Below are 18,584 nucleotides of genomic sequence, written 5' to 3'. Positions count from 1 at the left end.
GGCCGCAGGGTCAGTACTTGGGGTGGGCCGCGTTCATCAGCTGGCGTTTGCGCAGGGCACGCTCGCGTTGCCAGATGTAGAGGCCGGAGCCGATGATGATGAGCCCGCCTGCCAGCGTCCAGATCGTGGGCCATGTGTCGAAGACCAGGATGCCCGAGATCGCGGCGAGGAAGATCTGGGAATAGACCATCGGCGCGAGGATCGAGGCATCGGCCCAGCGGTGCGCGGTGGTGGCGAGGATGTGGCCGAACATGCCGAAGAAGCCGATGGCGAAGAGCACGACCCATTGGGTCGTGGTTTCCGGCCAGGTCCAGGCGAAAAAGGCGAAGGGCGCGAGCACGAGAGAGGCGATCCCGGCGGACCAGACCTGCTGGGTGGCGTTGGTCTCGATCCCGGCGAGCATGCGGGTCATCACGAAGTAGAGCGAGGCCATGAGCAGGGCGGCGAGCGAGAACAGCATGGCCGGGTGCCATTCGGCGCTCCAGGGCTGGATCACCACCAGAACGCCCAGAAAGCCCGTCGCCACGGCAAGAAACCGGCGCAGGCCGACCTTTTCGCCCAGCAGCGGGATGGCCAGAAGGGTGACCACGATGGGCCCGGCGAACATGATCGTCGTGGTCACGGTGATCGGCAGGTATTTCAGCGCGAAAAAGTTGAGCACGGTGGAGCCGAAGAGAAAGCAGCTCCGCAGGAACTGCTTGAGCGGCGAGCGCGAGCGGAAGCAGCCCAGCCCCTCCTGCGGGATGTAGATGAGGCAGGCATAGGTGAAATGGCCGAAGTAGCGGGCGAAGACCACCATCAGCACCGGCAGGCCGGAGAGGGTGAGCCATTTGGCGGAGGTGTCGATGCAGATGAAGAACACCACCGCCAGCAGCATGGTGGCCACGCCCGCGGTGGTGCGTTCTTCTCTCGGGAGGGGTTCGCTCACAGGGTCATGCCACCGTCGATGGTGATGCACTGGCCGGTCAGGTAGCGGCTTTCGTCGCAGGCGAGGTAGAGCACCAGGTCGGCGATCTCCTGGGCGGTGCCGATGCGGCCCATCGGCTGGCGGGCGACGAAGGCCTTCATCGCGGCCTCGTAATCGCCGGTGTCGCGCAGGCGCTGGTGCAGCGAGGGGCTGTCGACGGTGCCCGGCGCGATGCAGTTGCAGCGGATCTTGTCGGTGATGCAATCGCGGGCGACCGACTTGGTGAGGCCGATCACGGCGGCCTTGGAGGTGCCGTAGATGAAGCGGTTGGGCACGCCCATGATCGACGACGCCACCGAGGCGATGTTGACGATGGCGCCGCCGCCCTGGCTGCGCATGTGCGGCAGGGCGGCGCGGATAGCGTGGAACTGCGAGCGCACGTTGAGGTTCATCGCGAAGTCGAACTCGTCGTCGGTGGCCTCCATAACGGTGCCGGCGTGGACCCAGCCGGCGCAGTTGACCAGCACGTCGGGTCTGGCCGCCTCGATGGCCCTGGTCAGGGCGGCGGGGTCGAGCACGTCGAGCGCAAAGCTGTGGGCGACCTCCAGCCCGTCGAGCAGGCCGGCCTTCAGGTCGGTCGCGGTGACCTCGGCGCCCTCGCGGGCGAGGGTTTCGGCGGTGGCGCGGCCGATGCCCTGGCCGGCGGCGGTGACGAAGGCCTTTTTGCCTGCGAGTCTCATTTCGGTTCCTTTCCGAGATTCTTGTCCATCCAGTCGACCAGTTCGGGCACCATGATCTCGCCCGCGCCGCCGTCGCGCGCCTCGCGCAGCGTGGCGTCGGCGGCGGTGGACATGCGCGAGTGCAGCCCGAGGTCGGTGGCCATCTGGCGGTAGTAGCCCACGTCCTTGGCGCCGTTGGCGACCGAGAAGGCGAGGTCGATCTGGCCGTCCACCGCGTAGTTGCGGATGAAATCCATCATGCCGGAGTGGTTGGGCCCTGCGGCCATGACATCGTAGAGCGCGCTGCGGTCGATGCCGGCGGCTTCGGCGAGGGCGAAGGCCTCGGACATGGCCGAGGCGGTGGTCATGGCAAAGAAGTTGTTGATGAGCTTGATGGTGTGGCCGTTGCCGGAGGCGCCGAGGTGAAAAACGTTCTCGCCCAGGGTGTCGAGCACGGGTTTGACCCTGTCATAGGCGGCGCGGTCGCCGGCGGCCATGATGTTGAGCTTGCCCTCCCGCGCGTGGGCGGGCGTGCGGCCCAGCGGCGCGTCGAGGTAGGCGGCGCCGCGCGCGGCGAGATCGGCGGCGATCTTCTTGGTGGAGGCGGGCAGGGAGGTGCCGAAGTCGATCACCACCAGCCCGTCGCGGGCGGATTCGAGCACGCCCTTGGGGCCGTAGACGCGGCTTTCGACCTGCTCGGAGGTGCCGACGCAAAGCATGACGATATCGGCTTCGGCGGTGAGCGCGGCGGCATCGGGGGCCTCTGTGGCGCCACGGGCGAGCGCCTCCTCGACGCCGGTGCGGTCGCGGTTGCCGAGCACGGTCACGGGGTAGTCGGCGGCCTGCAGGCATTCCACCATCGCGCGGCCCATCAGGCCCATGCCGATGAAGCCGATACGGGGTTTGGTCATGAGGTCGGTCCTTCTTGTCGGGGGGTCATGAGGCCTCGGCCTCGGTGGCGGCGAGGCCGGTGGCGATGGCGGTGGCGCGGCGGCCCAGCTCGTCGGAGCATTTGGCGGATGCGCCGTTGCCGCCGGTGGCGAGGGTGAGCCCGGCGGAGAGGCGGGCGATCTCGGGGGTGCCGGTCGCGGTCCAGCTCGTGACGCAGGGGGCCATGCGGAGGCTCTCCCAGGCGAGGCCGGGGAGAAACTGGCGGAGCTGGTCGGCGAGGCGGTCGCGCACGGCGGCCGCGCCGCCGGCGCGGAACCAGGCGTTGATCTCGGATTGCGTCGTTAGCCGGTCGTCCTGCCAGTCGCCGCCGATCTTGAGCCAGAGCTTGCCGTCAGGGTAGCGGATGGGCGGCAGGATGTAGGCGCCGTTCTCGGTGTCGAGCACCGCCGAAGGCATGGCGGCGAGGCGGGCGGCCTCGGCCTGGCCGATCTCGGCCAGTGCCACGGTGCGGGGGCGGACGAGGAGGGTGGGTGCGCGGCCCAGCAGCGCGTCGGTCCAGCCGCCGGCGGCCACGATGATTTCCTCGGCCTCGAAATCGGTGTGGCCGGTGCGAAGACGGCCGGGGGCGACGTGGATCACCTCGGCGTCGATCACCCGCGCGCCGGCGCGGCGGGCGGCCTCGGTTTGCGCGGCGACGAGGCGGCGGGGGCTGATGTGGCCGGCGCCGCTGGCCTCGTGGAGTCCGGTCCAGTCGGACGGCAGGGCGAAGAAGGGAAAGCGCCGGGCCAGCGCCGGGGCGTCGAGCAGGTCGGAGGCCACGGCAAAGCGGGTGCGGTTGGCGGCGACTTCGCCCATGTAGCCTGCCGCCCCGGCCAGGAGCGCCCCGGCCTCGGTGAAGAAGGAGATGCCGCTCTGCGCCTCGATCTCGGCATAGCGGGCGATGGAGGCCATGGCGGCCTCGACGTAATAGGCGCGGCTGTCGTTGGCGCGGGTGATGCGGCCCTCGTCGTAATGCGAGGCGAAGGGGCCGGGGTGATCGGCCCAGGTCTCGGGCTCGGAGGGGCCGATGAGGGTGACCTCGTGGCCGGCGAGCGCCGCGTGGCGGGCGGCGGCGGCGCCGATCAGCCCCCGCCCGGCGATGGCGATGCGCTTGCGACGGGCCATGTCAGTGCCCCCGGAAATCGTCGGGCACCTCGCCGGGTGCGACCGGGCGGCTCTCGCGGGCGGAGAGCAGGGTGGCCAGGGTGACCTCGAGCGCGGCGCGGCCCTCGGCGGCGGTGCAGAGCACGTTATCGGTGCCACCGGCGCAGAGTGCGGCGAAGCGGCGGAGCTGCTCGGCCAGCGGGTCGATGCGCGGGGTCTCGGGGCCGGGGGTGCGCGCGAGCGGCTTGCGCCATTCGACCTCGCCGGGGGCCGAGGCGCCCCAGCGGGTGAGCGAGGGAAACTCCAGCGCGCCCTCGGTGCCGGTGAAGCGCAGGTAATCCTGCCCGGAGCCGGCGATGTCGGGGTTTTCGGAGCTGCTGGCCTCGAAGGACCAGGGCGAGGCCCCGGCATCGGAGACGAAGTAGCTGCCGAGCACGCCGCTCTCGAAGCGGAAGGCCAGCGCGGCGGTATCCTCGATGACATGGCCGCGCACCGTGTTGGAGGTGAGCGCCGTGACTTCCGTGATCGGGCCGAGGAGGAAGGCCAGGAGGTCGGCCTCGTGGCAGAGGTTGGTCATCACCGGCCCGGCGCCGGGAGAGCGGCGCCACTCGACATCGTAATAGGTGTTGTGCTTGCGCAGCGACCAGTGCCCGGAGAGGCCGACGAGCCGGCCCAGCGTGCCGAGCGCGGCGCGGGCCTGCTGGGTGTAGGGGTGGCAGCGGCGGTGGTGGCCGGTGATGAGGTGGAGGCCGCGCGCCTTGGCCTCGGCCTCGAGCCTGCGGGCCTCGCCGGGTGTGGTGGTGATGGGCTTTTCGACCAGCACGTGCCAGCCGCGCTCGAGGCAGGCGAGCGCGGTGGCGAAGTGATCGTTGGTGGGCGAGGCGATGATCGCCGCGCGGGTGCCCTCGGGCACCTCGGCGAGGCTTGCCACCATGGGCAGGCCCTGCGCCGCCAGTTCGGCGCGGCGCGGCGCGTGGGGCTCGACGATGGCGCTGATGGTCACATCGGGCGAGGCACTGGCGACCTCGACGTGACGCATGCCGATGGCGCCCGCGCCGATGATGCAGAGCGGGAGGGCCGCGCTCACATCACGGCTCCGACCTGCCAGGGGACGAACTCGTAGTCGCCGAGGCCCTGCAGCTCGGACTTGGTCTTCTCGCCGGAGGCCATGCGGAGCCACATCTGGTAGATCTCGCGGCCCACCTCCTCGACGGAGGCGCCCTCGGTGAGGATGCGGCCGGCGTTCACGTCCATGTCGTCGGTCTGCTTTTCGTAGAGGACCGAGTTGGAGGAGACCTTCATGCAGGGGCTGGGCTTGGAGCCGAAGGCGGAGCCGCGCCCGGTGGTGAAGCAGACGAGGTTGGCGCCGCCGGCGATCATGCCCGTGACCGAGGCCGGGTCGTAGCCCGGCGTATCCATGAAGGTGAAGCCCTTCTCGGTCACCGGCTCGGCGTATCTGTAGACGCCCATCAGCGGCGTGGTGCCGCCCTTGGAGGCCGCACCGAGCGACTTTTCGAGGATCGTGGTCAGCCCGCCCTTCTTGTTGCCGGGGGAGGGGTTGTTGTCCATCGAGCCGCCCGCCCTGGCGGTGTAGTCTTCCCACCAGTGGATCAGCTCGATGAGCTTTTCGCCGGTGGCGCGGTCCTTGGCGCGGGCGGTCAGGAGGTGCTCGGCGCCGTAGACCTCGGGCGTTTCGGCCAGCACGCCGGTGCCGCCCTGGGCCACCAGCAGGTCGCAGGCGTGGCCCACGGCCGGATTGGCGGTGATGCCCGACCAGGCGTCGGAGCCGCCGCACTCGAGCCCGACCATCAGCTCGGAGGCGGGGCATTCCTCGCGGCGGGCCTTGTTGACCTCGGGCAGCATGGCCTCGACCTGGGCGATGCCCAGCTCGACGGTCTTGCGCAGGCCGCCGACGTCCTGGATGTTCATCGTCTGGAAGAGCGGGCCGGGGGTGAGGCCGTAGGCCTCGAGCAGCCAGTCGATCTGCATGCCTTCGCAGCCCAGCCCCGCCATCAGCACGCCGCCGACATTGGGGTTGCGGGCATAGCCCCAGAGGGTGCGCTGGAGCAGCTGAAAGCCGGTGCCGTCGCCGCCCATCGCGCAACCGGTACCATGGACGAAGGCCACCACGCCATCGACGTTGGGATAGGCGGCGAGCCTTTCGGGCGTGAAATGCTGGGCGATCTGGCGGGCAGCGGTGGCGGAGCAGTTCACCGAGGTCAGAAGCGCGATGTAGTTGCGGGTGCCGACGCGGCCCGTGCTGCGGCGGTAGCCCATGAAGGTGTCGGGCGTGGCCACGGGCTCCACGGGGCGGAGGTTGGTGGCGAATTCATACTCGGTATCGACATTGCGAAACTCGAGGTTGTGGGTGTGGACATGGGCGCCCTGCGCGATGTCCTCTGCCGCATAGCCGATGATCTGGGCGTATTTGCGCACGGGTTCGCCCCTGGCGATGGCCTCGGTTGCCATCTTGTGGCCGCGCGGGATGAGCTGGCTGGCGCCCTCCTGGCCCACTTCGAGGGGGGCGATGGCGGTGACGACGTTGTCGGCGGGGGAGAGGCGGACGGTGTTCATGTAAGCTCCGGGGATGGTGGGCAGATTGCCCACCCTACAGGGGTGGATCAGGCGCAGACGGGGGCGTTGCCGTCCCAGCGGTGGATCGGGATCAGGGGCGCGGGGGCGAGGCGGGCGCGGCAATCGAGCCACATCTTCTTCCACGTCTTCCAATCCTTCAGCTCGGTCTCGGGGCGGGCCCGCGAGCGGGCGATGAAATCGGGAAAATGGGCGCGGCCGGTGGGCTGGCCGGTGACGTTGTAGCGGATGTCGAAGGACCAGCGGAAGGTGTCCGAGACGTTGTCGAGCGAGGCGTGGGGCGTGAGCGGGTGGAACAGCACCGCGCCGCCCGCCTTTACCGGCAGGGGCCGCGCCTTGCTTTCGTCGAGCAGGCCCTTGGCGATGGAGGTCTGCCTTTGCGGGCAGTGCGGATACATCTGCGGCTTGCCGGGCACGACCTGGAGGCAGCCGTTCTCCAGCGTGGCATCGGAGATCGCCAGCCAGACGGTGACCATCTGCGTGTTGTCGCCCTCGGCATGGGCCACGGCGCGATCCTGGTGCCAGTCGGTCGCCATCATGTGCGCGGTGGTCTCGCCGGCGCGCAGGGTGCGCGACGGCGGCTTGAGGCGCACGTGCTGGATGGGGTTGGAGGTGATCTCGGGGCCGATCAGGCTTTCGACCATGTCGAGCAGGCGGCCACAGGTGAGCATGTCGAAGACGGCGGGGCCGAAGTGAAAGGGGGTGTCGGCCTCGATCTCGCCGCCGGGGAGCGAGATGTCCATCGGCTGGAACCAGGCGCAGCCCTTCTCGTAGCTCACCAGCAGCTTCTGCCAGAAGTCCATGCCCTCCGGGGCGGGCACCTTGCCCTCGGCGTGCCAGCCGTCATAGAGCCGGTCCATCAGCTCGGCATACTCGGCTTTCACCGCCGCAAGCGTGTCGCCGGGCAGCACGTTGTCGACGACGAGCACGCCCTCGGTGTTGAAGGTGTCGATCTGGCTTTGGGTGAGCATGGCGATCCTCCTCAGGCGCGGCAGGCTTCCAGCTTGTCCCAGTCGAAGGCGACGCCGTGGCCCGGGGTTTCGGGCGCGGTGACATGGCCTTCAACCACGGTAAGCGGGGTTTCGATGTAGTCGTTCAGCCCGAAGCTGTGCATCTCAAGATAGCTCCTGTTCGGGGCCGCCGCCAAGAGGTGCACGGTCACGTCATGGGCGCCGTGGCTGGTGACGGGCAGGTGGTGCGCCTCGGCCAGGGCGGCGATCTTCATGAAGCCGGTCACGCCGCCGCAGCCGGTGACATCGGGCTCGGGGTAGGAGATGCCCTTGCTGTCGAAGAGGGTCTTGAACTCCCAGAGGGTGCGGAGGTTCTCGCCGGTGGCCAGCGGCACGCCGCCCTCGGAGAGGATGCGGGCGTGGCCTGCCGGATCGTCGGGCGGGATCGGCTCTTCGAACCATGTCAGGTCGAACTCGCGGAATGCGCGGGCGGCGCGGATGGCGCCATCGACCGTGAACTTCATGTTGGCGTCGGTCATCAGCGGCATGTCGGGGCCGAAGGCCTCGCGCATGGCGGACATGCGCGCGACATCCTCGCGCAGCGCGTTGCGGCCGCACTTGATCTTGATGTGGCGGTGGCCGGCCTCGAGGTTGCGGTGGGTCTGCTCGACCAGCTCGGCGGGAGAGAGGTGCAGGTCCACCCCGCCCATGTAGCAGGGCACGCGGGGGTCGTAGCCGCCCAGCAGGCGCCAGAGCGGCATGTTTGCGCGCCTGGCCTTGAGATCCCACAGCGCCATGTCGAGGGCCGAGAGGGCCATGACGGTGGGGCCGCCGCGGCCGCCGTAGTGGCAGGCCCACCAGAGATCCTTCCAGATCGCCTCGATCAGGTCGGCGTCGCGCCCGGCAACGCGGGGGGCCATCTCGCGGGTGAGAATGTCGGCGATGGCGCCGCCGTTCACGCCGCAGGTGTAGGTGTAGCCGACCCCTTCGGCCCCGTCGGCATCGGTGACGCGGGCGGTGATGACCTCGAAATTCTCCATCGCGCCGTGCATCGAGTCTTCGAGCACCTGCGGCAGGGGGATGATGTAATGGTCGGCCTGGAGACGGCTGATGCTGGCCATGGAAGTGAGCGCTCCTTGCGGCCGAAGGTCGAGGGCCGGGGCGGCGCTGGGCCGCCCCGGCGAACGTGTCAGGGCCTCAGAGGAAGACCGTCACGATGGGCGGCCAGATCAGCAGCACCGCAAGAGCGCAGAGCTGGAGGCAGATGAAGGGCAGGAAACCGCGGAAGATGGCTGTCAGCGTGATGTGCGGCGGGGCCACGGACTTCAGGTAGAAGGCCGCAGGCCCGAAGGGCGGCGACAGGAAGCTGACCTGCATGTTCATGCAGAACAGCACGCCGAACCAGACCGCCACGTGGCGCGGGTCGAGCCCGCCGAGGTAGCCCAGTTCCTCCACCGGCAGCTTCAGCACGATGGGCAGGAACACCGGCATGATCAGCAGCACGATGCCGACCCAGTCCATGAACATCCCCATGATGAGGAAGATCAGCATCATCATCAGGATGATGCCCATGGTGGGCAGCTCGGCGGCGACGATCATGTTGGCCACATAGGTCGGCCCGCCCGCCAGGGTGTAGGCCGCCGCGAGCGCCGCGGCGCCGATGGTGACCCAGATGATCGTGCCGGTGGACTTGAGCGTGCGCATCAGGCTGTCCCAGACGATGTCGAAGGTCATCTCGCGGCGCAGGACGGAGATGGTGAACACCGCCACCACGCCCATGCCGGCGGCCTCGGTGATGCCGGTGATGCCCATGTAGATGGAGCCCAGCACCACGCCGATGACGATGACCGGCGCGACGAGGCCCTTGCCCATCTCCCAGCCTTCGCGGGTGCGCTCCCGGCCGACGAGGAACACCGCGGCGAGGCAGAGGCCGAAGGCGCCGGCGATCCAGGGCATGTGGTAGACCATGCCGAGCGCGATCGGGTCGACGCCCTCGGTCACGTAGCCTTCGCCGGTGGCCCAGAAGAACACCGCCCGCAGGAACAGCACGCCGGTGATCCAGAGCCCGAAGTAGGCGAGGAACCCGAGGAAGCGCATCCCCTTTTCGGAGCCCTTGACGGCAGTCGGGTCTTCCGGCGGCAGCGGCGCGAGCGACGGATTGAGCCGCGTGCGGATCAGGATGTAGACGATGAAGAAGGAGGCCAGCATGAAGCCCGGCAGGAACGAGGCGGTGAAGAGCGCCTTGATCGAGGTTTCCGTCACCAGGCCGTAGAAGATGAGCACGATGGACGGCGGGATCATGGTGCCCAGCGAGCCGCTGGCGCAGATGGTGCCGATGGCGAGGTTCTGGTTGTAGCCCAGCCGCAGCATCTGGGGCAGCGCGATGAGGCCCAGCAGCACCACCTCGCCGCCGATGATGCCCGACATCGCGGCCATGATGACCGCCATGACCGAGGTGACGACCGCGATGCCGCCACGCATCCGGCTGAGCCAGACGTTCAGCGAGTTGTACATGTCGCGCGCGATGCCGGTGCGTTCGAGCAGCGCGGCCATGAAGATGAACAACGGTATCGAGATCAGCACGTAGTTCGTCATCTGCCGATAGACGGCCTGGCCGAGCACCGAGAACGGCCCGCGCCCGAAGTCGCGGAACAGGATGTCGACGTCGAACTTGAGGATCAGCGTGACCACCGCGAGGAAGGCGGAGGCGAAGCCGAGGGGCATGCCGATGGCAAGCAGGATGAACATGCCCGCCAGGACCAGCAGGCTGAGAGTTCCGATATCGACCATGGATCAGCCCTCCAGCGTCTTGCGGATGTTTTCGATCTCGAGCTCGTCGATCTCGTCGGTGTGGTGTTCGGGGGCCTTGTTCCAGTCGGCGATCAGGTTCGACACGGCCTGGATGGTCACGAGAACGATGATGAAGAGGATCGTGGCCTTCATGGTGCCCGGAATGGGCGGATCCCAGGCGGTGCCGAAGGTTTCCATCCGCAGGAGCCGGGTCTTGGCGTCGGTGTAGCCGCCCCAGACCAGCGCGACGGTGAAGCCGACGATGAGGCCGACCGAGATCACGTCGGCGGTCTTCTGCATCCAGCGGGGCATCACGTCGTAGATCACGTAGATGCGGATGTGGCTGCGCTGCTGCATCGCGTATTGACCCGCGAAGAGAAACACGACGCCCGCGATCCAGAGCGAGAGCTCGTTGGCCCAGAGGGTCGGGCGCGAGAAGACGTAGCGCGAGACCACCTCGTAGAACATGACGATCACGATCAGGCCGATCATGATCATCGCCATCCGCGAGGTGACCAGGGAGAGGATGTCGAAGAAGCCTGCAGGCTTGTCCTCGATCGGGCCGATGAAGTCCGACAGGTAGATCGAGGCGAAGAGGATCGACAGGAAGGCCGAGACGAGCATGACCCAGACGATCGGCTTGCCGGCGGGCCGGATCATCTCGTGCATCCCGTAGGCGCCATCGACGAAGATCTGGTTGAGCACCAGCCAGGCCCAGACCAGGGCGGCGATGCCGGTGAAGACGATGGCGGCCGTTCTGACGGGCTTTCTCAGCCCCCCGAGCCAGACGCTTTCCTTATGGAGAATTTCAGACATGGCGCACCTCCCCAAGCGGTCATGTTGCGATGTTGGTTGTTTTCTTCTGCCCGAAGTTTTTTCTGCCCGAAGAAGGATGAGCCCCGGCGTGCGGGGCTCGGCAGAGTGCGGGGCGCGGCACGAGAGCCGCGCCCCGCGAGATGCTTACTCGCTGATCAGGCCCAGCTGAGTGAGGTAGGTCTTGTGGCTGGCGAGAAGCGCGGCGGCTTCCGGCGAACGGGTGCCCCAATCTTCCCAAGCAGCCTGGGCGCCCTTGCGGAACTCGGCGCGGTCTTCCGGCGACCAGTCGTAGAGGGTGACGCCGGCGGCGGTGAGCTCGGCGGCGGCCTCGGCGTTGGCCTTCTCGTTCGCCAGCGCGATCTGGAAGCTGAGCTTCTGCCAGGCGGTGTCGATGATCCGGCGCTGCTGCTCGGTCATGCCTTCCCACACGGCCTGGTTACAGGCGAGGTGGTCGGACGGCATGGAGTGGAAGCCCGGGTAGGTGGCGTGCTTCACGATGTCGTAGAGACCGAGGCCCACGTTGTTGGCCAGACCCGAAGCGTCGGCGCCGTCGATGATGCCGGTTTCCAGCGCGGTGAAGATCTCGGTGAAGTCCATCACGATCGGCGAGGCGCCGAGCTTTTCGAAGATCTCGGTTTCCATGCCGGGGGGCGAACGGAACTTCCAGCCCTTCAGGTCTTCGAAGCCGGCCAGCGGCTTGGAGGACGAGAGCGACTCCTGGCCGTAGATCGACCAGCCGATGAGCTGCATGCCCTGGGCGTTGTAGAGCTCCTGGGCGGCGGCGTAGCCGTCACCGTAGTAGAGCCAGGAGTACTGCTGCCAGGGGGTGTCGTAGCCGCCCATGATGTCGCCGACGAACTGGAACGCGGGGTTCTTGCCGGTCTGGTAGGCGCCGCCGGTGGCGTCGCAGTCGATGATGCCGTTGATGGCGGCGTCGAAGGTCTCGGTGGTGGCGACCACGGACGAGGAGTAGAACATCTCGACGGTGATATCGCCGCCCGACATGGTCTGGACGTCATCGATCCAGGTGGCGAGCGCCTGGCCGGTCGGATGCTCGGTGGCATAGTGGGTCTGGATCCGAAGGGTGATCGGATCGGCCGACACGGCGCCCGCCATGAGCGCAGCGGCAGCGGCCGTCGTGAAAACGGTCGAAAGTTTCATAGAGTTATCCTCCCTGCGCGGCATTGCCCCTCCCCGGGGAGAGCCGCTTTTCGTTACTGCGCATCCTCCAACGCGCATCGACAGATGGCATACCATCCCGCGAGAAGCTACCGGAAGCCATGTCGACAATCAACGGGTTTTGGTATACCAAATTTGGCGGAGAGGCACTTTTTGGTGGTTGATTTCGCAGCATACGCCTGCAAATCGCCCGTGCCCGGGAGGGAATCGCTCGAAAGAGGCGGAGGATGTCGGACAAGTTGTTGCCCGAGCAGATCGCGAAGCGACTGCGGCGGGACATTCTGCGGGGCAAGCTACGCCCCGGCGCGTCGATCAAGGAGCGCGACAACGCGGCCGAGTTGGGCGTGAGCCGGACGCCGATGCGCGAGGCGATTCGAATCCTGTCGCTGGAGGGGCTGGTGGAGCTGCGCCCGTCGCGCAGCCCGATCGTGTCCGACCCGACCTGGAAGGATGTTGTCGACAACCTCGAGGTGCTCAAGGCGCTCGAACTGCTCTCGGGCGACCTTGCGGTGGAACATGCCACCGAGGCCGACATCGACGCCGCCGCCGCCGTGCAGGCCCGGATGGAGGAGCTTGCGCCGACCACCGACGAGATCGACCTGTTCGAGATCGACATGGAGTTTCATTCCGCCATCGTCCGGGCCGCGGGCAACCCCGCGCTGGCCGAGACCCATGGCACCTATCTCGCCAAGATGTGGCGCGCGCGCTTTCTGGGCAGCCGGATCGGGCGCAGCCAGCAGCGGGTTTTCGATGAGCACAACGGCATCATCGAGGGACTGCGCGCGCGAGACCGGCGCAGGGTGAAATCCACCATCTCGACGCATCTCGACGCGCTGCGCCGGCAGATCCGGCGACATTTCGATACCAACACGCGGGTGGGAGAGCTACAGCCTGCCCCCACAAGCGAACCCACGGGCGACGTCACTTCGGCGAAGTGAGCGACCGGCCTGAAGCACACTCAACAAAGGAAACGAGACCATATGAAACTCTTGCGTTTTGGCCCGGCGGGCGCGGAAAAACCCGGCATTCTGGATGCGGAGGGCCGCGTGCGCGACCTTTCGGGCAAGGTGGGCGAGCTGGCGGGCGAGGGCGTTTCGCTCGAGGCGCTGGAGGCGATCCGTGCGATCGACGTGGAGAGCCTGCCGGTGGTCGAGAACCCCGGGCGGATCGGCAGCTGCGTGGCGCGGGTGCCCAACTTCTTCTGCATCGGGCTGAACTACACCAAGCACGCCGAGGAGACCGGCGCCGAGCCGCCGAAGGAGCCGATCATCTTCTGCAAGGCGACGAGTGCGCTTTCTGGGCCTTACGACAACGTCATCATCCCCCGCGACAGCGTGAAGGGGGACTGGGAGGTGGAGCTGGGCGTGGTGATCGGCAAGACCGCGCTCTACGTCAGCGAGGAGGACGCGTTGAGCCACGTTGCGGGCTATTGCACCATCAATGACGTGAGCGAGCGCGAGTTCCAGATCGAGCGCGGCGGCCAGTGGATGAAGGGCAAGTCGGCCCCGACATTCGGCCCGACCGGCCCCTGGCTGGTGACCGCCGACGAAGTGGCGGACCCGCAGAAGCTGCGCGTTACGCTCGACCTCAACGGCGAGACGGTGCAGGACAGCAATACCGACGACATGATCTTCACCGTGGCCGAGATCATCAGCTACATGAGCCGTTTCATGGAGCTTCAGCCCGGCGACATCATCGCCACCGGCACGCCCTCTGGCGTGGGCATGGGCATGAAGCCGCAGCGCTTCCTGAAGCCGGGCGACGTGATGGAGATCGAGGTGGAAGGCCTCGGGCGCCAGCGGCAGGAGGCCGTGGCGGCCAATTAAGAAAGCAGGGGAATGGCACGGACCGAGAACCTCAATGCCATCCTCTACTTCGAGGCGGTGGCGCGGCGGGGCACGCTCTCCCGCGCTGCCGAAGAGCTCTCGGTCTCACCCTCGGCCGTCAGCCAGCAGATCAAGCTCCTGGAGCAGCAACTCGGGGTGAAGCTCTTTCGCCGCGACGGGCGACAGCTTTCGCTGACGCTGGAGGGCGAGCAGCTCTACCAGTCGGCGGGCACCGCCCTCAGGATGCTGAAGGACGCGCGGCGCAACCTTGGCCGCTCGCGCGAGACGCGGCGGCTGAACCTGCGGGTGGCGCCGAGTTTCGGGGTGCTCTGGCTCGGGCCGCGGCTCTCGCGCTTCGTCGAGAGGCACCCGGAATGGGAGCTGCGTGTGGACGCCGCGCCCGACCCCACGGATTTTGACCGCGAGCTGATGGATCTCGATATCCGCTACGGCACGGGCAACTGGGGCGGGATGCACGTTGAGCCGGTGGTGGACGACGACATCCTGCCGCTGGCGACGCCCGACTACCTTGCCGGCCTGGGCGGCGACCCCTTCGGGCAGGCGCGGTTCATCGACTCGGCGCGCAACCTCTGCCAGTGGGACAGCTGGCTCCTGCGCAACGGGATCGAGACCAGGGCGAACCGCAAGACCCTGCTGATGGACCGCTCCTCGATGGCGCTGCAACTGGCGCTCGACGGGGTCGGGATGGTGCTGGAATCGCTGGCGGTGGCGAGCGCGGAGGTGGCGGAGGGGCGGCTGGTGCCGGTGGCGCCGAAGCTGCCGGTGCTGCGGTTTCCGGCGCATTGGGCGATCTGTCCGAGCCGGTACCTGGGCCGCAAGGCGGTGCAGATCTTTCTGGGCTGGATCGCCGAGGAGGCAGAGCGGCACGCGGGAGAGGTGGCGCGGATCGTGGCGCGCCACGGGCTGACGGTGGAGAGCTTCGAGAGCGTGACGGAGCTGGCGGGATAGGCGCGCGCTCGTCCGCCCTTCGGGGCGTCCTGGCGGGGGCGAAGACACGGGCGGGTCCGTGGGTGAGCCCGCGGTGGGGCGGTTTCAGTGGATCAGCGAGCCGCCGTTCACATCCACCTCGGAGCCTGTGACATAGGCGGCTAGGTCGGAGGCGAGGAAGAGGGCGCAGCCGGCCACGTCGGAGGCCTCGCCGGCGCGGCCCATCGGGATGCCGTCGAGCACGGCGGCCTTCATCTGGTCGGTCAGCTTGCCTGCGGTGATGTCGGTGGCGATGAAGCCGGGGCAGATGGCGTTGGCGCGCACGTTGTCGGGCGCGGCCTCGCGGGCCAGGGCCTTGGTGAGGCCGAGCACGCCTGCCTTCGCCGCCGAATAGTGCGGGCCGCCGAAGATGCCGCCGCCGCGCTGGGCGGAGACCGAGCTCATGTTGACGATGGAGCCCTGCTTGCGCCCGCGCATGTGGGGCAGGGCGGCCTGGCTCATGTAGAGAGTGCCGCGCAGGTTGACGTCGAGCACGGCCTCGTAGTTCTCGGGCGCGATCTCCATGAACTTCAGCGGCTGGGTGATGCCGGCGTTGTTCACCAGGATGTCGACCTGGCCGAAGGCCTCGAGCACGGCGGCGAAGGCGGCCGCGCAGGCCGGTTTGACGGTGACGTCGCAGGCCAGCCCGATGTGTCCCTCACCGGGAAGATCCGCCGCCGCGGCCTCGGCCTGTGCCGCGTCGAGGTCGAGGATGGCGACGCGGGCTCCGTGCTCGGCAAAGAGCTTTGCAGTGGCCTTGCCGAGGCCGCGGGGGCTGGCGGCGCCGGTGATGATGGCGGTCTTTCCGGTGAGCAGGTCGGGCATGGGTCAGCTTTCGTGCACGGGTTTTCCGGTGAGCGCCTCGTAGGCGCGGATAACGAGGGCATCGTCCGCCTTGCCGTGGCCGAGGGCGCGGGCGGCGGAGAAGAGTTGCAGCGAGAGGGCGGCCAGCGGCACGGGGGCCTCGGCCTCCTTGGCGGTTTCCTCGACCAGCCCGAGATCCTTGATGAAGATCTCGACGGTGGAGGTGACCTCGGGGTCGGCCTCCATCATCCGGGGGCCGCGGTTGCCGAGCATCCAGCTTGCGCCCGCGGAGGCCATGACGATCTCGTGCAGCTTTCTCGGGTCGCAGCCGGCCTTGGCGCCGAAGCTCATCAGCTCGGCGGCGGCGGCGATATGCACCCCGGCGGCGAGCTGGTGGACAACCTTGTAGGTCGCGCCCATGCCCGGCGCGTCGCCGAGGCGGTGGACCGTGCCGGCGGTGGCCTCGAGCACCTTTTCGGCGCGGGCGAAGGCCTGGGCGGAGCCGGAGGCCATGATGGTCAGCGTGCCCGCCTCGGCGCCGACCTGCCCGCCGGACACAGGCGCGTCGAGCAGGTGGTGGCCCATCTCGGCCAGCTCGTCGCCCAGCGCGCGGGCGGCGGAGGGGGCGACGGTGGAGGAGAGCATGACGGTGGCGCCGGGCGAGAGGGCGGCGGCGGCGCCCTGCTCGAAGAGCGCGGCGCGGGCCTGGGCGGCGTTGACCACCATCAGCAGCAGCAGCGAGGCGCCCGAGGCGGCCTCGGCGGCGGAGGCGGCGGGGGTGCCGCCCATCGCCTTCAGCGCGTCGAGCGCGGGCTGGGCCATGTCGAAGCCGGTGAGCGGAATGCCCGCCGCGAGGATGTTCTTTGCCATGCCCCGGCCCATGACGCCGAGGCCGATGATCGCTGTTCCGGTGTTTGCTTCAGTCATTGAGCCAGTCCTTTACCCGTGCGGTGATGCTGGCCACCGATAGCCCGTATTGCTCGTGAAGCGAAGGGAGTGCGCCTGCATCGAGAAATTCGTCCGGCAGCGCGACCTGCCGGAAGGGGACGTGGACCTGATTGCGCGCCAGCGCCCCCGCGACGGCCTCGCCCAGGCCGCCGGTGATGGAATGGTTCTCGGCCGTCACCACCAGCCGCCCTCCCTTGGCGGCCTCGGCGCAGATGGTGGCCTCGTCCAGCGGCTTGATGGTGGGGGAGTGCAGGACGGCGCAGCTGATGCCGTCCTTCTCCAGCGCCGCTGCGGCGTCGAGGCAGCGCATGGTCATGAAGCCCGAGGAGATGAAGAGCACGTCGCTGCCGCCCCGGATCTCCTTGGCGCGGCCCAGCTCGAACCGGTAGCCGTATTCGCCCAGCACGTCGGGCACCTTGCCGCGCAGCAGGCGCATGTAGACCGGGCCGGGATGGTCGGCGATGGCGCGGGTGGCCTGGTCGGTTTCGACCGCATCGCAGGGGTCGAGCACGGTCATGTTGGGCATGCCGCGCATGATGGCGAGATCTTCGGTGGCCTGGTGGCTGGGGCCGTAGCCGGTGGTCAGCCCGGGCAGGGCGCAGACGATCTTGACGGGCAGGTTTTCCTCGGCGATGGCCATGACGATGAAATCGTAGGCGCGGCGCGAGGCAAAGACGGCGTAGGTGGTGGCGAAGGGGGTGAAGCCCTCGCGGGCCATGCCGGCGGCGGCGGACATCAGCAGCGCCTCGGCCATGCCCATCTGGTAGAACCGGTCGGGGTAGGCCTGGGCGAAGACGTGGAGGTCGGTGTACTTGCTCAGGTCGGCGGTGAGGCCGACGATGTCGTCACGGGTCTTGGCGAGGTCGACGAGCGCGTGGCCGAAGGGGGCGGCGATGGTGTCGCGGCCCTCGGCATCGAGCGAGGCGATCATGGCGGAGGTGCGGGCGCCGCGCTCGGCCGGCCTGGGCCGGGCGATGTGGGCGGGCGTGCGGCGGGAGTTGGGGCCGATCATGCGGGCATCTCCTGATCGAGGTGGGCGAGCGCCTTGGCCCATTCCTCGGGCTCGACGCGGACGAAATGGGTGATTTCGCGCTCTTCCAGAAAGGGCACGCCCTTGCACATTCTGGTGTTGCAGATGATCGCGCGGGGGCGCGGGTCGGCCAGGTTTCGCGCCCGGTCGAAGGCGGCCACCACGGCGCTGATGTCATTGCCGTCGACCTCCTCGGCGTGCCAGCCGAAGGCCTGCCACTTGGCGGCCTCGGTGCCGGGGCCGGTGGCCAGCGCGTCCATCGTGGGGCCGTCGGCCTGCTGGTTGTTGAAATCGACGATGGCGATGAGGTTGTCGAGCTTCCAGGCAGCGGCGCCCATGACCGCCTCCCAGGTGGAGCCCTCGCCCAGCTCGCCATCCGACAGCATGTTGTAGACGAAGGCGTCGCTCTTCTTGCGCTTCAGCCCGAGCGCCATGCCGACGGCGATGCCCAGCCCGTGGCCGAGGCTGCCGCCGGTGATCTCCATCCCCGGCGTGTAGGCGGCCATGCCCGACATGGGCAGGCGTGAGTCGTCCATGCCGTAGGTTTCGATCTCGTCTTCGGGCAGGATGCCGGCCTCGATCAGCGCGGCGTAGAGCGCGATGGCGTAGTGGCCGATGGAGAGAAGAAAGCGGTCCCGGCCCTCCCAGTCGGGCTCGCCGGGGCGATAGCGCAGGGCGTGGAAGTAGGACACCGCCAGCACATCGGCCGCCCCGAGCGCCTGCCCGATGTATCCCTGCCCCTGCACCTCGCCCATCCGCAGCGCGTTGCGCCGGATGGACCATGCCCGGCGGGCGAGGCTCACGTTCGATACTGCCGCGTGCTCCACTGGTGGCTCCTCCCTTTGCGCCATTGTCCTCCGAGGCGGTTCTGGCAGGGCGCGGCCGGCCTTACAACGGTGTATTCTTAAACTGCGGTGAAGCCCTGCTTAATGATCGCATAGATTAATTTGATGGTGGCGCAGGGCGGGGCGGGACTACCGTTTGGCGGCAATCAGGGAGTTG

At 68.3% G+C, this 18,584-nt stretch carries 18 protein-coding genes; 3 read left to right on the top strand and 15 right to left on the bottom strand.

Annotated features, from left to right (window positions below; all coding sequences use genetic code 11):
* Positions 1-10 precede the first annotated feature (10 nt).
* The 11 genes from BUR94_RS14200 to BUR94_RS14150 all read right to left on the bottom strand — a co-directional run bounded on the left by BUR94_RS14200 (position 11) and on the right by BUR94_RS14150 (position 11,969).
* Complete coding sequence (locus BUR94_RS14200) at positions 11-928, bottom strand: DMT family transporter (RefSeq protein WP_084193049.1); 918 nt, start codon at positions 926-928, stop codon at positions 11-13.
* Positions 925-1,647, bottom strand: coding sequence for an SDR family oxidoreductase (locus BUR94_RS14195; protein ID WP_074256848.1), 723 nt, complete (start codon positions 1,645-1,647; stop codon positions 925-927). The genes BUR94_RS14200 and BUR94_RS14195 overlap by 4 nt, the downstream gene beginning before the upstream one ends.
* The gene (locus BUR94_RS14190; RefSeq protein WP_074256847.1) at positions 1,644-2,537 is read right to left on the bottom strand and encodes an NAD(P)-dependent oxidoreductase; all 894 of its coding nucleotides are present in this window, start codon (positions 2,535-2,537) and stop codon (positions 1,644-1,646) included. Before BUR94_RS14190 ends, BUR94_RS14195 begins: the two co-directional genes overlap by 4 nt.
* Before the next feature lie 25 nt (positions 2,538-2,562).
* The gene (locus tag BUR94_RS14185) at positions 2,563-3,681 is read right to left on the bottom strand and encodes an NAD(P)/FAD-dependent oxidoreductase (protein WP_074256846.1); all 1,119 of its coding nucleotides are present in this window, start codon (positions 3,679-3,681) and stop codon (positions 2,563-2,565) included.
* Between the two features lies 1 nt (position 3,682).
* Positions 3,683-4,747, bottom strand: coding sequence for a Gfo/Idh/MocA family protein (locus tag BUR94_RS14180; protein ID WP_074256845.1), 1,065 nt, complete (start codon positions 4,745-4,747; stop codon positions 3,683-3,685).
* Entirely contained in the window at positions 4,744-6,234 is a 1,491-nt protein-coding gene (locus BUR94_RS14175) for a UxaA family hydrolase (RefSeq protein ID WP_074256844.1), read from the bottom strand. Before BUR94_RS14175 ends, BUR94_RS14180 begins: the two co-directional genes overlap by 4 nt.
* A gap of 47 nt (positions 6,235-6,281) precedes the next feature.
* Positions 6,282-7,223: a phytanoyl-CoA dioxygenase family protein gene (locus tag BUR94_RS14170; RefSeq protein WP_074256843.1), complete on the bottom strand. Its 942-nt coding sequence runs from the start codon at positions 7,221-7,223 to the stop codon at positions 6,282-6,284.
* An 11-nt stretch (positions 7,224-7,234) separates the two neighbouring features.
* On the bottom strand, positions 7,235-8,323 hold the full coding sequence (locus BUR94_RS14165; protein ID WP_074256842.1) for a mandelate racemase/muconate lactonizing enzyme family protein: 1,089 nt from the start codon (positions 8,321-8,323) through the stop codon (positions 7,235-7,237).
* A gap of 76 nt (positions 8,324-8,399) precedes the next feature.
* Positions 8,400-9,992 carry a TRAP transporter large permease gene (locus BUR94_RS14160; protein ID WP_074256841.1) on the bottom strand — a complete coding sequence of 531 codons (1,593 nt, stop codon included), beginning with the start codon at positions 9,990-9,992 and terminating at the stop codon, positions 8,400-8,402.
* Between the two features lie 3 nt (positions 9,993-9,995).
* Positions 9,996-10,808, bottom strand: a complete 813-nt coding sequence (locus BUR94_RS14155; protein WP_074256840.1) for a TRAP transporter small permease subunit — start codon at positions 10,806-10,808, stop codon at positions 9,996-9,998.
* 144 nt (positions 10,809-10,952) lie between these two features.
* Positions 10,953-11,969 carry a TRAP transporter substrate-binding protein gene (locus tag BUR94_RS14150; RefSeq protein ID WP_074256839.1) on the bottom strand — a complete coding sequence of 339 codons (1,017 nt, stop codon included), beginning with the start codon at positions 11,967-11,969 and terminating at the stop codon, positions 10,953-10,955.
* A 245-nt stretch (positions 11,970-12,214) separates the two neighbouring features.
* Here BUR94_RS14150 and BUR94_RS14145 point away from each other — a divergent pair, with 245 nt between their 5' ends.
* The 3 genes from BUR94_RS14145 to BUR94_RS14135 are packed head-to-tail and all read left to right on the top strand — an operon-like array spanning position 12,215 to position 14,782.
* Entirely contained in the window at positions 12,215-12,925 is a 711-nt protein-coding gene (locus tag BUR94_RS14145) for a GntR family transcriptional regulator (protein ID WP_074256838.1), read from the top strand.
* A gap of 42 nt (positions 12,926-12,967) precedes the next feature.
* Entirely contained in the window at positions 12,968-13,813 is an 846-nt protein-coding gene (locus tag BUR94_RS14140; RefSeq protein ID WP_074256837.1) for a fumarylacetoacetate hydrolase family protein, read from the top strand.
* A 12-nt stretch (positions 13,814-13,825) separates the two neighbouring features.
* Positions 13,826-14,782: a LysR substrate-binding domain-containing protein gene (locus BUR94_RS14135; protein ID WP_074256836.1), complete on the top strand. Its 957-nt coding sequence runs from the start codon at positions 13,826-13,828 to the stop codon at positions 14,780-14,782.
* Between the two features lie 84 nt (positions 14,783-14,866).
* Here the strand turns inward: BUR94_RS14135 and BUR94_RS14130 are convergent, their stop codons facing one another.
* From BUR94_RS14130 to BUR94_RS14115, 4 genes are read right to left on the bottom strand one after another with little or no spacing between them, the layout of a single operon-like run.
* Positions 14,867-15,625 (bottom strand): SDR family NAD(P)-dependent oxidoreductase, encoded by a 759-nt coding sequence (locus BUR94_RS14130; RefSeq protein WP_074256835.1) that lies wholly within the window; start codon positions 15,623-15,625, stop codon positions 14,867-14,869.
* 3 nt (positions 15,626-15,628) lie between these two features.
* Complete coding sequence (locus BUR94_RS14125; protein ID WP_074256834.1) at positions 15,629-16,531, bottom strand: NAD(P)-dependent oxidoreductase; 903 nt, start codon at positions 16,529-16,531, stop codon at positions 15,629-15,631.
* Entirely contained in the window at positions 16,524-17,564 is a 1,041-nt protein-coding gene (locus tag BUR94_RS14120) for a transketolase family protein (protein ID WP_084193048.1), read from the bottom strand. Before BUR94_RS14120 ends, BUR94_RS14125 begins: the two co-directional genes overlap by 8 nt.
* A complete protein-coding gene (locus tag BUR94_RS14115; RefSeq protein WP_245794583.1) occupies positions 17,561-18,337 on the bottom strand; it encodes a transketolase in 777 nt (258 codons plus the stop codon). Before BUR94_RS14115 ends, BUR94_RS14120 begins: the two co-directional genes overlap by 4 nt.
* Between the last annotated feature and the right edge of the window lie 247 nt (positions 18,338-18,584).

Origin of the sequence: Vannielia litorea, from assembly GCF_900142295.1 — a bacterium.
In the GTDB taxonomy this organism is placed as follows: Bacteria; Pseudomonadota; Alphaproteobacteria; order Rhodobacterales; family Rhodobacteraceae; genus Vannielia; species Vannielia litorea.
This window is presented reverse-complemented; position numbering and strand designations above follow the sequence as displayed.

Bases quoted from the DNA above. Each gene is read 5' to 3' on its own strand.
- BUR94_RS14195 (WP_074256848.1), bottom strand. From the start codon at position 1,647: ATGAGACTCGCAGGCAAAAAGGCCTTCGTCACCGCCGCCGGCCAGGGC.
- BUR94_RS14190 (WP_074256847.1), bottom strand. From the start codon at position 2,537: ATGACCAAACCCCGTATCGGCTTCATCGGCATGGGCCTGATGGGCCGC.
- BUR94_RS14185 (WP_074256846.1), bottom strand. From the start codon at position 3,681: ATGGCCCGTCGCAAGCGCATCGCCATCGCCGGGCGGGGGCTGATCGGC.
- BUR94_RS14175 (WP_074256844.1), bottom strand. From the start codon at position 6,234: ATGAACACCGTCCGCCTCTCCCCCGCCGACAACGTCGTCACCGCCATC.
- BUR94_RS14170 (WP_074256843.1), bottom strand. From the start codon at position 7,223: ATGCTCACCCAAAGCCAGATCGACACCTTCAACACCGAGGGCGTGCTC.
- BUR94_RS14165 (WP_074256842.1), bottom strand. From the start codon at position 8,323: ATGGCCAGCATCAGCCGTCTCCAGGCCGACCATTACATCATCCCCCTG.
- BUR94_RS14160 (WP_074256841.1), bottom strand. From the start codon at position 9,992: ATGGTCGATATCGGAACTCTCAGCCTGCTGGTCCTGGCGGGCATGTTC.
- BUR94_RS14155 (WP_074256840.1), bottom strand. From the start codon at position 10,808: ATGTCTGAAATTCTCCATAAGGAAAGCGTCTGGCTCGGGGGGCTGAGA.
- BUR94_RS14150 (WP_074256839.1), bottom strand. From the start codon at position 11,969: ATGAAACTTTCGACCGTTTTCACGACGGCCGCTGCCGCTGCGCTCATG.
- BUR94_RS14145 (WP_074256838.1), top strand. From the start codon at position 12,215: ATGTCGGACAAGTTGTTGCCCGAGCAGATCGCGAAGCGACTGCGGCGG.
- BUR94_RS14140 (WP_074256837.1), top strand. From the start codon at position 12,968: ATGAAACTCTTGCGTTTTGGCCCGGCGGGCGCGGAAAAACCCGGCATT.
- BUR94_RS14135 (WP_074256836.1), top strand. From the start codon at position 13,826: ATGGCACGGACCGAGAACCTCAATGCCATCCTCTACTTCGAGGCGGTG.
- BUR94_RS14130 (WP_074256835.1), bottom strand. From the start codon at position 15,625: ATGCCCGACCTGCTCACCGGAAAGACCGCCATCATCACCGGCGCCGCC.
- BUR94_RS14125 (WP_074256834.1), bottom strand. From the start codon at position 16,531: ATGACTGAAGCAAACACCGGAACAGCGATCATCGGCCTCGGCGTCATG.
- BUR94_RS14120 (WP_084193048.1), bottom strand. From the start codon at position 17,564: ATGATCGGCCCCAACTCCCGCCGCACGCCCGCCCACATCGCCCGGCCC.
- BUR94_RS14115 (WP_245794583.1), bottom strand. From the start codon at position 18,337: ATGGGCGAGGTGCAGGGGCAGGGATACATCGGGCAGGCGCTCGGGGCG.